This window comes from Streptomyces sp. NPDC001415 (assembly GCF_053597395.1).
The window spans coordinates 258,179-273,506 of the sequence record NZ_JBSFIE010000004.1; the positions used below are offsets into that span (position 1 = coordinate 258,179).

A 15,328-nucleotide genomic window follows, 5' to 3' on the forward strand; every position below is an offset into this window, starting at 1 on the left:
TGCCCGACAACACCTCTCGATTCGGGGGCCAACTGATGCGTACCGTACGGATGTTGGCCGCTGCGGCAGTGGCCGGCGCGGCACTCCTCAGCGGGGCCGGGAGCGCTCTCGCCGACTCACCCTCGCCGAGCCCCTCCGCCTCCAAGAGCGCCGCGGCACCCACCGAAGCCGGCACCGCGTTCCGTACCGCGGTCGCGGTGCGGCAGGGCCAGAAGGCCACCGCGTCCGGGTCGACCGGCGACTACCTGTACTGGATGTTCCCCGCCGACGCCGGGCAGCGCCCGACCGTCACGGCCAAGGTCACGCTCCCCGACGCGGCCTCCCGGCACGGCGCCTCCACCTGGCGCATCGACGTGTACGACGGTCTGCGCCGCCGCCAGCCCTGCATGTACGGCACGCAGTCCCGCTCCGCGGCGCAGGACGCGGCCACCGTCGAGCTGTCGTGCACGCTGCGGCCGACGGTCGCCTGGGCCGACACATGGTCGAACGATCCACTGCCGGGCAGCTACTACGTCCGGCTGACGGCCGTCTCGCTGCCCGAGTCCGACCGGGGTCTGCCGTTCAAGACGGAGGTCGAGCCGACCGTCCTGGACACCGGCGGCGCGCACGCCGTGGACGGCAGGCTGGCCACCCCGCTCGGCGCGAAGTCCGCGGTCGAGCCGGAGGGCGGCTGGGCGTCGGGCTGGTGGACCGACCGCTGGCTGTGGACCGCAGCGGGCGGCCTGCTCGCCGCGCTCGCGGGCGTCGGCGGCTACAACCTGACGCGGGGCCGCGGGCGGCCTTCACGGGTGCCTCGGGGGGTGTGAGAGCGGGGGCAGGAGGCGGTTGGCGCGAGAGCGCTCTCGATCACGAGGGGGCCGCCTCGCCCTCGGGCCACAAGGCGCCTGAGAGCGCTCTCGGCACGAGTCGGCCACCCTTCCGCGGGTGCCTGGAGTTGCGTGAGAGCGCTCTCGGTCCCGCGGCAGCCCGCCCCGCACGGAGCCGCGGCAGGCGCGAGAGCGCTCTCACGCACCCGTGCCGCCCCGCCCCTCCCCACCTCTGCCCGCCCTTCCCCACCCCGGGAAGGGCGGGCAGAGCCATCCCGGGATCGGCGGGCAGCTTCATTCGCGGCGGTGCCGTACACCTCCCGGCGGCTCCATCCGTATGAGACTCGGAGGTGCGCGACCGAGCGCCACCCACCGCGAAGGAGTTCACCGTGTCCTCAGCTTCGAGAGCTTCCAGCACGCCCACCGTCGCCGTACTCGGAACCGGCATCATGGGGTCCGGCATGGCCCGCAGTCTGCTGCGGGCCGGGCTGGCCGTGCGGGTCTGGAACCGGACCCGGGCCAAGGCCGAGGCGCTGGCCGGCGACGGGGCCAGTGTGCACGCGGACGCCGACGCGGCGGTGTCCGGCGCCGATGTCGTCCTCACCGCGCTGAACGACGGCCCCTCCGTGTCCGCCACCCTCGAAGCCGCGTCTCCGGGCCTGCACCGCGGCCAGCTGTGGCTCCAGACCTCCACCGTCGGGCCGGATGCCACGCTCGAACTGGCCGCCAGGGCAGCCGAGTTGGGGGTGGTGTACTGCGACTCACCCGTCCTCGGCACGCGCAAGCCCGCCGAGGAGGGCAAGCTGACGGTCTTCGTCTCCGGGCCGCCCGAGGCGCGCGAGCGCCTCGCGCCCGTCCTCGACGCGATCGGGCAGCGGACCGTCTGGGTGAGCCACGAGCCGGGCGGGGCCTCGCGCCTGAAGCTGGTCGCCAACACCTGGGTGATCAACCTGGTGGGCGCTGTAGCCGAATGCCTCGGCCTCGCCGAGGGGCTCCATGTGGACCCCCGCCTCTTTCTGGACGCGATCGCGGGCGGCCCGCTGGACACGGCCTATCTGCACACCAAGTCCGCCGCCCTGCTCACCGGCGACCTCACGCCCAGCTTCGCCGTCTCCACCGCCCTCAAGGACACCCGGCTGATCCTCGAAGCGGCCGAACAGGCAGGCGTACGGCTCGACTTGACCGAGGCGTCGGCCGATCGGTTCGCCCGGGCGGAGGCTGCCGGGCACGGCGCCGAGGACATGGTCGCGACGTACTTCGCGGGCCACCCGAAGCGGTGAGTGACCCGCGGTCCGGAGCGGTGTCGGACACAGGCTCTTACGGTGTGCGGAAGGTGTAGAAGCCGCGGCCGAACGTCGCCGCGACCAGGCGGTGGTTGGTGTGGTCGTAGGAGAGGTCGTCGACCGGGACCAGCGGCAGGCCGCCGCCGAGGCGCAGCCAGCGGGCTCGACCGTCGAGCACGGCGCCGACGAACACGCCCTGGTCGGTGGCGGCGTACAGCACGCCTCCGGCGCCCAGGACCACGTCGTTGACCGGCGCCTGCGGCAGGTTGCCCGACAGGTCGCTCCAGCTCGCGCCCGCGTCCTTGGTGCGCAGCAGATGGGGCTGCGGGGAGCCGGCGCGGTAGCCGGACAGCGAGACGTACGCCGTCGCCGGGTCGGCGGGGTCGACGGCGATCCGGGTCACCCAGGGCTGCCCGGCGAGGACCTGGGTCCAGTGTCCGCCGAGGTCCCTGGTGACCCATACCCGGCCGTCGTCGGTGCCCGCCCACACGGTGTGCCCGTCGCGGGCGGCGGCGACGGTGGTGATGGTGCCGTACGGGTAGGTGTCGCGCCCGGGGCCGCCGGTGAGGTCGGGGCTGATGGGCTTCCAGGTGGCGCCGCCGTCGGTGGAGCGGTTGAGCCGGTTGCCGCCGTAGTAGAGGACGTCGGGGGCGACCGGGTCGAACTGGACGGGGGTCAGCCAGTTGCGGCGGTCGGCGGTGGTCGAGTCGGTGTACTCGGTCAGGGTGGTCCCGCCGTCGGTCGAGCGGAAGCAACTCCCGTACTGGTAGCAGGCGTACACCTTGTTCTTGTCGGTCGGGTCGATGAGGTTCTGCAGTCCGTCGCCGCCGAGGTACTCGTTGAACCGGGGGCCGCCCCAGGACCGGATGGAGCCGTTGTCCTGGGCGCCGCCGGATATCCGGCTGGTGTCCTGCGGGGTGGCGGCCACGGTGTAGAGCTGGGTCCACGGCTGGTACGCGGCTTTCGTCCAGCCGCCGTCGCCGCGTGCGTCGGAGCGGTAGACGCCGCCGTCGTTGCCGAGGTAGACGCGGCCGGGGTGTTTCGGGTCCCAGATCATCGCGTGCTGGTCGGCGTGGACGGCGGTTTCCTCGGCGGTCCAGGTGGTGCCGCCGTCCTTGGTGGTCATGAGGGCGACTCCGGCCACGTGTACGTGGCGGGCGTCGGCCGGGTCGACCCATACCTTGCCGAACCACCAGGAGTAGCTGGACTGTGAGTCGGCGAGGGCCGGGTTGTCGGGCAGCCGGGTCCAGGTGTCGCCGCCGTCGGCGGAGGTGAACAGGCCGCCGAAGCCGCCGTCGGTGGCGCCGACCATGGCGTACAGGCGGCCGGGCTCCGAGCGGGAGATGCCGAGGCCTGTGCGGCCCGTGTCGGCGGTGGGCAGTCCGCCGCCGAGCCGCCGCCAGTGGGCTCCGCCGTCGTCGGAGCGGTAGACGCCGGAGCCGGTCCCGCCGTAGGCGCGTTTGTCCGGTTCGCGGCGGTGGTCCCACAGGACTGCGTACACGCGCTCCGGGTTCGCGGGGTCGCGCCGCACGTCGACGGCGCCGGTGAAGCCGTTCGGCACGTCCAGGACCCGCCGCCAGGAGGAGCCCGAGTCGTCGGAGAGGTAGACGCCCCGGTCGCCGCCCGCGTTGTAGAGCGAGCCGGTGGCGGCGGCGAGGACGCGGCGCGGCCGGCGCGGGTCCACGTCGAGGGCGCCGATCGCCCCGGAGTCGCGCAGCCCGGCCCGCTGCCAGCTGCGGCCGTGGTCGGTGGAGCGGTAGATGCCGGTGCCTTCGTAGGTGATGCTGCCGCCGCCGGGGTTGGGTTCGCCGGTGCCGGCGAAGAGGGTGCCGTCCGGGGCGGCGGCGACCGCTCCCATGGCCTGGGTCTGCTGGGCGGGCCAGACCGGTTCGAAGGTCCGGCCGGCGTCGGCCGAGCGCCACAGGCCGCCGCTCGCGGCCGCCGCGTACACGGTGTCGGGCCGGCCCGGGTCCAGGGCGAGGGAGACGACCCGGCCTCCGATGTTGGTGGGCCCGGCGGACTGCCAGGTGCCGGGGGTTGCGGGCAGCGCGGCCGCCTGTGACGCCGCGGTGTCGTAGGCGTGCCGGGGCAGCGACTGCCCGGGGATGGCCTTCTGCACGTAGCTGTACTCGGCGGGCGCGGCGGGCCCGCCGTCCTCGTCGTCCTCCTGGATCCCGGCACCGGCCGCGTGGGCCCCGGGCGCCAAGAGTCCGGCGATCGCGAGGGCCAGGGTGGCGGTGACCCGTGCCCGGCTCGATCTCCATGCGCGCATGGTTGGCTCCTTCCGCGTCCGGCGGGCCGGAGCGCGTCAAGTGGAAGAGCTGGCCGATCGCTTCCGACGGCTTGCGCGCACTCCTGGTGATGCGGCAGCCCATCGGGGAGAGAGTTTTCATCAACTGCCGCTTTGGCACCAGCAGTTGAGCACCCTCACCTGTCGGGTTCACGCCAAACTGGAGCGCCGGTCCCTGGCGCGCGTACTCCGGTCGGCTCCGGTGGCTCGTCCCCGAGCGCCACCGGTCCTGGGATCTCTGCCTCGCCCGGGAGACGGGCGTCCGGCGAGGGCCGCGCGCGGCGGCGGGCCTCCACGACGGGGACAGCCGGACCGCCGCCGCGCCGGCGGCGCCCGGGCCCGGAAACTGCGGCGAGAAGCGTCCGGCCGGTTCGATAGCATGGCTCTGCCCGACGGGCGGGGGTGTCACCTGGTGTGATCCTCCGCGCTGGGCCTCCCTACCTGGGTTCGCCGCGGCCGCGCCGCGGTGCCGCACGCACGAACATAAGGAGCATCCGAGGATGTCTCGACACCTGATCACCAGCGCGCTGCCGTACATCAACGGAATCAAGCACCTGGGCAACATGGTCGGGTCGATGCTCCCCGCGGACGTCTACTCCCGTTACCTGCGCCAGCGCGGCCACGACGTCCTGTACATCTGCGCCACCGACGAGCACGGCACGCCCGCCGAGCTGGCGGCCAAGGAGGCCGGGCTCTCGGTCGCCGAGTTCTGCGCGCAGTCGCACGACACCCAGAAGGCGATCTACGACGGTTTCCACCTGGCCTTCGACTACTTCGGCCGCAGCTCCTCGCAGCAGAACGTGGAGATCACACAGCACTTCGCGCGGAAGCTGAAGGAGAACGGGTTCATCGAGGAGCGGGCGATCCGCCAGGTCTTCTCGATCGCCGACGACCGCTTCCTGCCGGACCGCTACATCGTCGGCACGTGCCCGCACTGCGGCTACGACAAGGCGCGCGGCGACCAGTGCGAGAACTGCACCCGCGTCCTGGACCCGACCGACCTCCTGGAGGCCCGCTCCGCGATCAGCGGCAGCAGCGACCTGGAGGTCCGCGAGACCCGGCACCTCTTCCTGCTCCAGTCCAAGCTCCAGGGCGAGGTCGAGGAGTGGATCGACCGGGTCGGCGGGGAGTGGCCGCAGCTCGCGTCGTCGATCGCCCGCAAGTGGCTGACCGAGGGCCTGCACGACCGCTCGATCACCCGTGACCTGGAGTGGGGCGTGCCCGTCCCGGCCGACACGTGGCCGGAGCTGGCCGCCGAGGGCAAGGTCTTCTACGTCTGGTTCGACGCCCCGATCGAGTACATCGGCGCGACGAAGGAGTGGGCCGACCTCGACCCGGCGAACCGCGACTGGAAGTCGTGGTGGTACGAGCCCGAGGGCGCGGCCGACGTCCGCTACACCGAGTTCATGGGCAAGGACAACGTCCCCTTCCACACCGTGATGTTCCCGGCGACCGAGCTGGGTGTGCGCGAGCCGTGGAAGAAGGTCGACTACGTCAAGGCCTTCAACTGGCTCAACTACTACGGCGGCAAGTTCTCCACCTCGCAGCGCCGCGGCGTCTTCACGCACGACGCGCTGGAGATCCTGCCCGCCGACTACTGGCGCTACTTCATGATGGCGAACGCCCCGGAGTCCGACGACACGTCGTTCACCTGGGAGCACTTCACGGCGACGGTCAACAAGGACCTGGCGGACACGCTCGGCAACTTCGTGAACCGCGTCCTGTCGTTCTCGCGCAAGCGCTTCGGCGACGACGTCCCGGCGGGCGCCGCTGCCGGCGCCGCCGAGGCGAAGCTGGGCGAGGAGATCGCCGGGCTGCTCGCCGAGTACGAGGGTCACATGGAGGCGCTCCAGTTCCGCAAGGCGGCCGCTTCGCTGCGCGCGCTGTGGTCGGCGGGCAACTCCTACCTGGAGGAGAAGGCGCCCTGGCTGGAGATCAAGACCGATCCTGAGGCCGCCGCCCTCACGCTGCGTACGGCGATGAACCTGATCCACCTGTACTCGGTGGTGTCCGAGCCGTTCATCCCGTCCTCGGCGAAGGCGATGCGCTCCGCGTTCGCGCTCCGCGACGACAACGCCACCTGGGTGACGTCCGAGCAGGCCAGGGTCCTGGACACGGTTCCCGCCGGTACGGCCTTCACGGTGCCGCCGGTGCTCTTCGCGAAGATCACGGAGGAGGACCTGGAGTCCTACCGCGAGCGCTTCGGCGGTGCGGACGAGGTCTGATCCGTACTGCTGTGAGGGGCCCTGCCCGGTCGGGCGGGGCCCCTCAGTCGTGTGCCGGGACGGGGTCAGGCCGTGAGCAGCGCCGGGTCGCTCACGCCCGTCGCGCCGGTCTCGACGTGTCCGGCGAACCGGCGCAGGAACGTGGCGTCCGCGTCGGAGGTGACCGACACGTCGTACCAGCTCTTGCTGGAGCGCAGGTCGACCGTGAACTTGACGGTGGCGCCCGCGGCCACGGTGAAGGTCTGGGTCGCCCCGCCGTAGACGCTCGCGTTCGCGACCTTGAGGTGGACCGTGGTCCTGCCCGCGTTGGTCAGGGTGAGGTCGAGGTTGCCGGTGCCCGCGTTGTGGCGGGCGGTGACCTCGGGTCCGGCGGTCTTGCCGGGGCTCTTGAACGTGCGCAGGAAGCCGTTGGGCCCGAACACGCTCAGGTTGGTGGCCCCGCTCGAATAGGCCGTGTTCCACGCGTCGGAGATCGTCTTGCCCGCCTCCGTGGTGTAGGTCCACGGGCCGTCCGTACGGTTCGCCGACGTCACGAGGAACTGCGCGCCGGCCGAGGCGCCGCCGCCGAACGTGAGCGAGTACTTGCCGGTGCTCACGTTCGCCGACCCGTCCACGAACGGCGCGTACGGCAGCGGACGGGTGGGCCTGGACCCCGCCTCCTGCCTGGGGAGCGTGCCGGTGGCGGGCGGGACCGGCACGAAGTCGGGGTGCCTGTTGTGGTCCGGCGGGATGTACGCGGTCGTCGAAGGCAGCGACGGGGCCGAGGAGTTGGTGCGGCTGAAGTCGAACGCCGAGGTCAGGTCGCCGCAGATCGCGCGCCGCCAGGGCGAGATGTTCGGCTCGCGCACGCCGAAGCGGCGCTCCATGAACCGGATGATCGAGGTGTGGTCGAAGGTCTCGGAGCAGGTGTAGCCGCCCGTGCTCCAGGGCGACACGACGAGCATCGGCACACGCTGGCCGAGTCCGTACGGCCCGGCCGCGTAACTGATGTTGCCCGGGAAGTAGTCGGGGGCGGTCGCGACCGTGGACAGGCCCTGGGCGGCGCCGGAGGGCACGAAGGGCGGGATCACGTGGTCGAAGAAGCCGTCGTTCTCGTCGTACGTGATGAACAGCGCGGTCTTGGCCCACACCGCCGGGTTGGAGGTGAGCGCGTCCAGGACCTGCGAGATGTACCAAGCCCCGTAGTTGGCGGGCCAGTTGGGGTGCTCGGTGAAGGCTTCGGGGGCGGCGATCCAGGACACCTTGGGCAGGGTGCCGGCCTTGACGTCGGCCTTGAGGATGTCGAAGAAGCCGTCGCCGTTCTTCGCGTTGGTGCCGGTACGCGCCTTGTCGTACAGGGGGTCGCCGGGCTTGGCGTTGCGGTAGTTGTTGAAGTAGAGCAGCGAGTTGTCGCCGTAGTTGCCCCGGTAGGCGTCGCTGATCCAGCCCCAGCCGCCGGCCGCGTCCAGGCCGTCGCCGGCGTCCTGGTAGATCTTCCAGGAGACGCCCGCCTGCTCCAGGCGCTCGGGGTATGTGGTCCAGCCATACCCCTTCTCGTCGTTGCCCAGGACGGGGCCGCCACCGGTGTTGTCGTTCCCTGTGTAGCCGGTCCACATGTAGTAGCGGTTCGGGTCGGTGGATCCGATGAACGAGCAGTGGTAGGCGTCGCAGATGGTGAAGGTGTCGGCGAGCGCGTAGTGGAACGGGATGTCCTCGCGGGTGAGGTATGCCATCGTCGTGGACGTCTTGGCGGGGACCCACTGGTCGTACTTGCCGTTGTTGAACGCCTTGTGGCTGCCGGCCCAGTCGTGGTTCAGGTCCTGGATGAACTGGAGGCCGAGCTTGTCCGCCTTGGGCCGGAACGGCAGCACCTCCTTGCCGCCGCCGACCTGGTGGAACACCGACTTGCCGCTGGGCAGCGTGACGGGCCGAGGGTCGCCGAAGCCGCGGACGCCCTTCAGGGAACCGAAGTAGTGGTCGAAGGAACGGTTCTCCTGCATCAGGACGACGATGTGCTCGACGTCCTGGATGGTGCCGGTGCTGCCCGCGGCCGGGATGGACGCGGCCCGCGCGATGCTCTGGGACAGCGCGGCGAAGGCGGCGGTGCCGCCCGCGAGCTGCATGAACCGGCGCCGGTTGAGTTCAGCCATGAGTGAGGGCCTCTGCAAGCGTGAGGGAACAGGGGGGCGAGAGGGGTGTATCAAGAACACCCATGGCCGCGAAAGACCCCATGTCATCACTGTGACGTTCCGCGGTACGGGAAACGAACAGAAACCCCATATGGCGGCCCGCACCACAGAGTTGTGGGGTTCCACAGAGTTGTGGGGTTCCTGTGCTCGCCGCCTATGCCGTGCCTATGCGATGCCTATGCCATCCAGAAGAAGACCGCGGTCATCCGCTTGTCGTCGATGGTGCTGCCGCAGTAGCCGGTCGCGCTGTGCATGGTGTTGGCGGTGTAGAGCAGCAGCCGGTTGTAGCGGTGCGCGACCCGGACGTCCTCGGTGAAGGAGTCCGGCGGCACGAAGCGCGTACCGAGCGCCTCTACGAGATTGTTGTGCGGGGCCGTGACCATGTTGCCGCCGAGAACGCCGCCGGGCAGGCTCTGCCGGAAGAAGCTGGTGCCGCAGTCCTTGGGCGCCTTGGGGTTGAGGTAGAGCACCGCCGCATAGCGGCACAGCGCCCGCGAATCGGTGTGCGGTCGCGGCTCGCTCTCGCCGGCGCCGACGACCTGGATGCAGTTGTGGTTGAGGGTCGCCCCGCCGGGGGCGGTGGCCTGCCACAGTTCCTTGGCCCCGGTGTTCTGCTTCACCAGGCGTTCCACCCTGGCGAGCTCGGCGGGTGCGAGGCCGGGCATGGTGCGCAGGCCCGGCCAGGACTCGGGCTTGTGCGGGTATCCCTCGACCCAGTCGTCCTTGGCCACACAACGTGCCCTGACCTCGTCGATATTGGGCAGCACATCGTCCAACACCCAGTAGTCCCGGCCGAGTTTGGGCTTGCGATAGGGAAGAACCGGGAGCACCGGACGGTTGTTGGGCATGCGGCCGACCATACTGGCGGGTCACCTGCGACTCCGCCATCAAAGGGGCAACCTTTCGCCAATACAAGGGAATTGACGTGGGTGGGATTTGCGCGTCGGCTCGCAAATGTCCGGCGGATGAATGCACACAGGGAAGAGGAAAGCCAAGGAAAGGTCATGACCGGGTAACGGTTCACTCCGTGTTTCGCCAGGGGACCGCCGTTCGGCCGACGGGCTCGGCCGGGGCCGCGGAACGGGCCGGCGGGGAGGTTCACCGGGGTCGGGTCGCACCCCGACAGGCACGGTCGGGTGGCACCCCGACAGACGCGCTCCCCCGCCCTCAGTGGTGCCCGTCCCCCCGGTTGAGCTCCAGGTACTCCTCGGCCGTCGGCTTGGGGATCTGGCTGCCGGGGCCGTACATGGCCTTCGCCAGGCGGGCCCGCAGCCGGTCGGAGCGGCGCACTTTGCGCACCACGCCGTTGGCGTCGACGGTCGGGCCGAGCTCGTAGGGCCTGGGCTGTTCGTGCGCCGTGAGCGTGTACAACTCGGCCTGGGTGAGCGGGTCGTGGACCTCCACGTACTCCCCGTGCGGCAGGCGTTTGACGATCCCCGACTCGCGGCCGTGCAGGGCTTTGTCGCGGTCGCGGCGCTGGAGGCCCTGGCAGATCCGCTTGGTGACGACGAAGGCGATGACCGGGCCGACGAAGACCGCGATGCGTACGAACCAGGTGATCGCGTTGATCGACACCTGGAAGTGGGTGGCCCACAGGTCGTTGCCGCCGCCAATGAGCAGCACCCCGTACAGCGTCAGCCAGGCGACGCCGAGGCCGGTGCGCACGGGTGCGTTCCGTGGCCGGTCCGCGATGTGGTGCTCTCCTCTGTCCCCGGTGATCCACGCCTCGATGAACGGGTAGACCGCGATCGCCGTCATGATCAGCGGGAAGAGCATGAAGGGGATGAAGACGCCGAGTTGGAGGGTGTGGCCCCAGGCGTTGATCTCCCAGCCGGGCATGACGCGGATCAGCCCCTCGGAGAAGCCGAGGTAGAAGTCGGGCTGGGCTCCGGTGGACACGAGGTCGGGCCGGTAGGGTCCGATCGCCCACAGCGGGTTGATGGTGGCGACCGCGCCCATCACCGCGAGCACCCCGAACACCAGGAAGAAGAAGCCACCCGCCTTCGCCATGTAGACGGGCAGGAAGGGCGCTCCCACCACGTTCCTCTCGTTCCGTCCGGGCCCGGCGAACTGGGTGTGCTTGTGGTGGAAGACCAGGATCAGATGGACCACGACCAGGCCGAGCATGATGCCGGGCAGCAGCAGGACATGGATCGGGTAGAGCCGCGAGATGATGTCGTGGCCGGGGAACTCGCCGCCGAAGAGGAAGAACGAGAGGTACGTTCCGATCACCGGGATGGACAGGATCGCGCCCTGGGCGAAGCGGATGCCGGTGCCGGAGAGCATGTCGTCGGGGAGCGAGTAGCCGGTGAGCCCGGTGAGAAGGGCCAGCATGAGGATGGTCCAGCCGAACAGCCAGTTCACCTCGCGCGGTTTGCGGAACGCGCCGGTGAAGAACACCCGCATCATGTGCACCATGAGTCCAGCGACGAAGACGATCGCCGCCCAGTGGTGGATCTGCCGGATGAGCAGCCCGCCCCGCACGTCGAGGCTGATGTTCACGGCGGATTCGTACGCCCGCGTCACGCGGACGCCGTTCAGGGGCGCGTACGAGCCGTGGTAGACGACTTCGACGCCGCTCGGCTCGAAGAACAGGGTCAGCCAGATGCCGGTCAGGATGAGGATGAGGAAGCTGTAGAGGCAGATCTCGCCGAACATGAACGACCAGTGGTCCGGGAAGATCTTGCGCATGTTGGCCTTGGCCAGGGTGTGGATGCCGAGGCGGCCGTCCGCCCAGTCCGCCAGCCGTTCGCCCTTGCCGGTCTCGGGCGGCCGTCCGTTGGATCGGGTGCGCTCGATGCGTCCGCTCATGCGTCTCCCCCTCAGGCGGATACCAGGGTAGGCACGGGAGCAGGCGGCGGCCAACAGCGCCTGCGGTAAAGGAATGTGATCGGCAGTCAGGTGGTGGCCGCATTCGGGTGGGGCGCGGCACGTTCGCCGGGGGTGGTGCGTTCGGTTCGTGCGGCGGTGCCCGGCCCCGGCCGCCGCAGGCGGTGTCCGGGCGGCCATTCCCGCTGATTGCGGCGGCCGTCCGCGAGAATGCCGTACCGCGGTCTTCGGGGGTTCGCTCAACAGACGGGACTCGGCACATGACCGAAATCGAAGCGTCGCGCACGGCCGTCGAAGCGTCTCGCGCGGCAGCGGAAGCATTTTCGGCGGGCTTCAGGCTGCGCGACGTGGTGGTGCGTGAGCTCGACGCACGCTGGCCGGCCGGGGCGGGCGGTCTCGACGAGGTGTGCCGGCACTCGCTGCTGCCGGCCGGGAAGCTGTTCAGGCCCTGTCTGCTGCTCGCGAGCGCGCAGGCGGTCGGCGGCGATCCGGTGAGCGTGCTTCCGGCGGCGGTGGCCGCGGAGTTCGGGCATGTCGGCAGCCTGATCCACGACGACATCATCGACGCGGACGCGGTGCGCCGCGGCCGTCCCGCGGCTCATCGCAAGTACGGGGCCGGCGAGGCCATCGTCGCGGGTGACCTGCTCTTCTTCTCGCTCTTCGAGTGCCTTGCGGAGTGCCGCGAGCGGGGTGTTCCGGCCGACCGGGTGGTGACCGCGGTCGCCGCCATCTCGCGGGCCGGGACGGACCTGTGCCGGGGCCAGAGCCTGGAGGCGCGGCTCACCGGGTGCCGGGTGTTCGAGGTGGGCCCGTATCTGGAGATGGTCCGCCTGAAGACGGCGGCGCTGTTCCGTGCGGCGTGCGAGGTCGGCGGGATTCTGGGCGGCGCCGGCCCGGCCGAACTCGCCTCGCTGGTCTCGTACGCGAACCACCTCGGCGTCGCCTTCCAGGTCCACGACGATCTGCTGGCCTACACCGGCGACGCCGACAGCGCGGGCAAGGCGCCGACGAGCGACGTCAGGAACGGGCGGCCCGTGCTGCCGGTCATCCTCGCCCACCGCGATGCCGACAGGCCCACCCGGCGTGAGATCGAGGACTGCCTCTCGGGGCGTACGGATCCGGCCGAGGCGCTGGCCGTGCTGGCCTCGATCCTGCGGGCGGCGGGGGCGATCGACGAGTCGCTCGCGCTGGCCGCCGGGCACGCGGACGCGGCCGTCGCCGCGCTCGACGCGCTGCCGCCCGGCGAAGGGCGTGATCTGCTGGCCGAGTTCGTGGCCCGGGCGCTGGCCGCCCTGCCGGGTCCGGAGACGGGTCCGAAGAGGGGGCCGCAGGCGGGTCCGGAGGCGGGCGCGGCGACGGCCACCGCCGGGAACCGGCTGGGCTGAGCCATCGGGGCCGAATCCGATCGAGGGCTGTGACCACCCGTCACAGCCCTCACGCGTGCCCCTTCAGCACCGTTCTCCAGCGGCTGTAAGGCTCCCTCACACCGTCCCCAACCAGCCATGTTTACTTGTTACTTGACTCAAGATGACTGGCTATGTTGAATTTGTTGGGTCGCAAAGTCAGCCGAGGAGGCAGGACACGATGGGGGACGACAGCACCGCCGGAATCATCCTGGCGGGCGGCAGGGGGGAACGGGCGAAGCCCATCACCCTGCAGTCCGCCGACTACATCCGCAGCAAGGCGCTCATACCGTTCGCCGGCCGGCCGCTCATCGAGTGGATCGTCGAGGCCTGCCGCGAGCAGGGCATCCGACGCTTCTACGTGGTGGCCCAGGGCATGGAGAACCGGAGCCAGATCAAGCTCGTACTCGGTCACGGCGAGCGGTACGGCGTCGAGATCAACTACTCGCGGTCCCGGTTCGACCAGTACAACGTCGGCTCGGGCGCGGCCACTTTGCACAATCTGGAGCAGTGGGACCTCACCGGGCCCGCGCTCGTCATGCCGGTCGACTCGCTGTTCGACTTCTCGCTCGACCGGCTGCTCACCACCCACACCGCGGCCGACGCGCTCGTCACCGTCGCGGCCGTCACCCGCACCCCGCAGGAGACCGCCAACAAGTACGGCGTGATGCGCACCACCGACCAGGGGCTCATCTCCGGCTTCGTCGAGAAGCCCCGGCTCCAGCTCATCGAGCACCTCTTCCCCGAGGCGCTCGCCACCCCCGAGGCCCGCACCATCGCGACCAGCGCGGGCATGTACCTGATCGACTGCGGCAGGCTCCGACTGGCCGCCCGCAACCCGGAGTTGATCCGGCTCGCCCAGCAACGCCTGGACTGGGGCGGCGACTTGCTGCCGTGGCTGGTCGGCCACGACCTTCCGGTCGCCGTCGAGCCGATCGACCGGCTCGGCGACCTCGGCAGCATCGGGGACTATCTCGCCACCCTGGGAGAGGTGTTGACCGGCCAGTACCCGCAGATGAACCGGGCGATGGAGAGCCCGCTCAGCACGGAGCCGCGGTACTGGATCCACGAGTCCAGTCTGCGCACCAAGGACAACGTCACCGGAACCACCCTCGCCCAGAAGATCGCCGACGGCAGTGTCGTCATCGGCCCCGGGGTGCGCATCGGCCGCCACGCCGAGATCGGGGCGGGCGTCCACCTCCAGTACACCGACATCGGCGACGGCGTCGATGTGCACGAGGGCGTCCACCTGAACCGCTCCGCGCTGGGGGATGCCGCGGTGGTCGGGGCGTACGCCCAGATCAGCGACTCCTACATCGGGCCGATGGCGCATGTGCACTCCGAGCGGCGCAGCCCGGTCCGCCTGGACGACCACTCGGCTCTCGGCGACGGCGCCCATCTGTGGCCCGGTACCCGCCTGTCGGGGGTGAGCGTCTACCCCAGGCTGCGCGTGCCGGCCGTCTCGGGGCTGCCCGCCGGGACGCAGCTCACCAGCTCGGACGACATCCTGCAATGGGTCTGACCCGGCAATCCGGGTCTCAACTCCCTGACCGATCAACGGATCTGACGCTCTTTCAGGAGACTTCCGTGAACAGTCCGATCGCAGTGATAGGCGGTACCGGCCGGGTAGGCCGGCTCGTAACGCAACGGCTCCTCGACCGCGGCGAGGCGGTGCGGGTCGTCGGCCGCAGCACCGAGCGCGGCCGGGAACTGCCCGAGCGGGCCCAGTTCTTCCTCGGTGACGTACGCGAACCGGAGACGCTGCGCATTCCGCTGCGCGGCTGCTCCGCGATCGTCTACACGGTGGAGCCCGGCACAGATCCAGCCGGCCCGGACAGTCCCGAGTCCACCTTGCACACCGGGGTCCGCAACGCTCTGGCCGCGGCCCGCGGCGGGGCCGTGCTTCCGCAGTTCGTGCTGGTCAGCCAGCGTTATGTGACGCGCAGGGACCACCCGATGAACGCGTACGGCCGGATGCTGGACTGGCGGCTCGCCGGCGAGGACGCGGTGCGTGTATCGGGCCTGCCCTACACGGTCGTGCGGCCCAGCTGGCTGACCGATCTGGACGGGGACTCCCGCATCACCCTCGAACAGGGTGACCGCAGGGACGGCTACGTCTCGCGCCGGGACGTCGCCGAGGCCTGTGTCCAGGCCCTGTACTGCCCCTCCGCGCGCGGGGTCACCTTCGAGATGCGCAGCGAGCCCGGCAGCGCGCCCGCCGCATGGGAGCCGCTCTTCGCCCGGCTGCGCTCCGACGAGCCGGCCTATGAGGCCGGTGTCCACCAGTTATCCGATCCGGTCGCCGACCGGGCCATTGCTTGACC

General features: G+C 70.6%; 10 protein-coding genes. 6 read left to right on the forward strand and 4 right to left on the reverse strand.

Annotated elements, in window-relative coordinates; translation table 11 throughout:
• The first annotated feature begins 35 nt into the window (after nucleotides 1-35).
• Together ACWC2B_RS07375 and ACWC2B_RS07380 are read left to right on the forward strand one after the other, a co-directional pair.
• Nucleotides 36-806: a hypothetical protein gene (locus ACWC2B_RS07375; RefSeq protein WP_450715471.1), complete on the forward strand. Its 771-nt coding sequence runs from the start codon at nucleotides 36-38 to the stop codon at nucleotides 804-806.
• Between the two features lie 389 nt (nucleotides 807-1,195).
• Nucleotides 1,196-2,086, forward strand: a complete 891-nt coding sequence (locus ACWC2B_RS07380) for an NAD(P)-dependent oxidoreductase (protein WP_450715472.1) — start codon at nucleotides 1,196-1,198, stop codon at nucleotides 2,084-2,086.
• A gap of 37 nt (nucleotides 2,087-2,123) precedes the next feature.
• Here ACWC2B_RS07380 and ACWC2B_RS07385 read toward each other — a convergent pair whose 3' ends face one another.
• On the reverse strand, nucleotides 2,124-4,361 hold the full coding sequence (locus tag ACWC2B_RS07385) for a glycosyl hydrolase (protein WP_450715473.1): 2,238 nt from the start codon (nucleotides 4,359-4,361) through the stop codon (nucleotides 2,124-2,126).
• A 518-nt stretch (nucleotides 4,362-4,879) separates the two neighbouring features.
• On the opposite strand from ACWC2B_RS07385, the gene metG reads away from it, so the two are divergent.
• Nucleotides 4,880-6,604, forward strand: a complete 1,725-nt coding sequence (metG, locus tag ACWC2B_RS07390; RefSeq protein ID WP_450715474.1) for a methionine--tRNA ligase — start codon at nucleotides 4,880-4,882, stop codon at nucleotides 6,602-6,604.
• A gap of 65 nt (nucleotides 6,605-6,669) precedes the next feature.
• Here metG and ACWC2B_RS07395 read toward each other — a convergent pair whose 3' ends face one another.
• The 3 genes from ACWC2B_RS07395 to qcrB all read right to left on the reverse strand — a co-directional run bounded on the left by ACWC2B_RS07395 (nucleotide 6,670) and on the right by qcrB (nucleotide 11,583).
• On the reverse strand, nucleotides 6,670-8,733 hold the full coding sequence (locus ACWC2B_RS07395) for a phosphocholine-specific phospholipase C (protein ID WP_450715475.1): 2,064 nt from the start codon (nucleotides 8,731-8,733) through the stop codon (nucleotides 6,670-6,672).
• 215 nt (nucleotides 8,734-8,948) lie between these two features.
• On the reverse strand, nucleotides 8,949-9,620 hold the full coding sequence (locus ACWC2B_RS07400; protein ID WP_450715476.1) for a DUF6445 family protein: 672 nt from the start codon (nucleotides 9,618-9,620) through the stop codon (nucleotides 8,949-8,951).
• A gap of 319 nt (nucleotides 9,621-9,939) precedes the next feature.
• A complete protein-coding gene (qcrB, locus tag ACWC2B_RS07405; protein WP_450715477.1) occupies nucleotides 9,940-11,583 on the reverse strand; it encodes a cytochrome bc1 complex cytochrome b subunit in 1,644 nt (547 codons plus the stop codon).
• Between the two features lie 278 nt (nucleotides 11,584-11,861).
• On the opposite strand from qcrB, the gene ACWC2B_RS07410 reads away from it, so the two are divergent.
• The 3 genes from ACWC2B_RS07410 to ACWC2B_RS07420 all read left to right on the forward strand — a co-directional run bounded on the left by ACWC2B_RS07410 (nucleotide 11,862) and on the right by ACWC2B_RS07420 (nucleotide 15,326).
• Entirely contained in the window at nucleotides 11,862-12,986 is a 1,125-nt protein-coding gene (locus ACWC2B_RS07410) for a polyprenyl synthetase family protein (RefSeq protein WP_450715478.1), read from the forward strand.
• 199 nt (nucleotides 12,987-13,185) lie between these two features.
• Nucleotides 13,186-14,526 (forward strand): sugar phosphate nucleotidyltransferase, encoded by a 1,341-nt coding sequence (locus tag ACWC2B_RS07415; RefSeq protein WP_450715479.1) that lies wholly within the window; start codon nucleotides 13,186-13,188, stop codon nucleotides 14,524-14,526.
• A 65-nt stretch (nucleotides 14,527-14,591) separates the two neighbouring features.
• Entirely contained in the window at nucleotides 14,592-15,326 is a 735-nt protein-coding gene (locus ACWC2B_RS07420) for an SDR family oxidoreductase (protein ID WP_450715480.1), read from the forward strand.
• The last annotated feature ends 2 nt before the right edge of the window (nucleotides 15,327-15,328 follow it).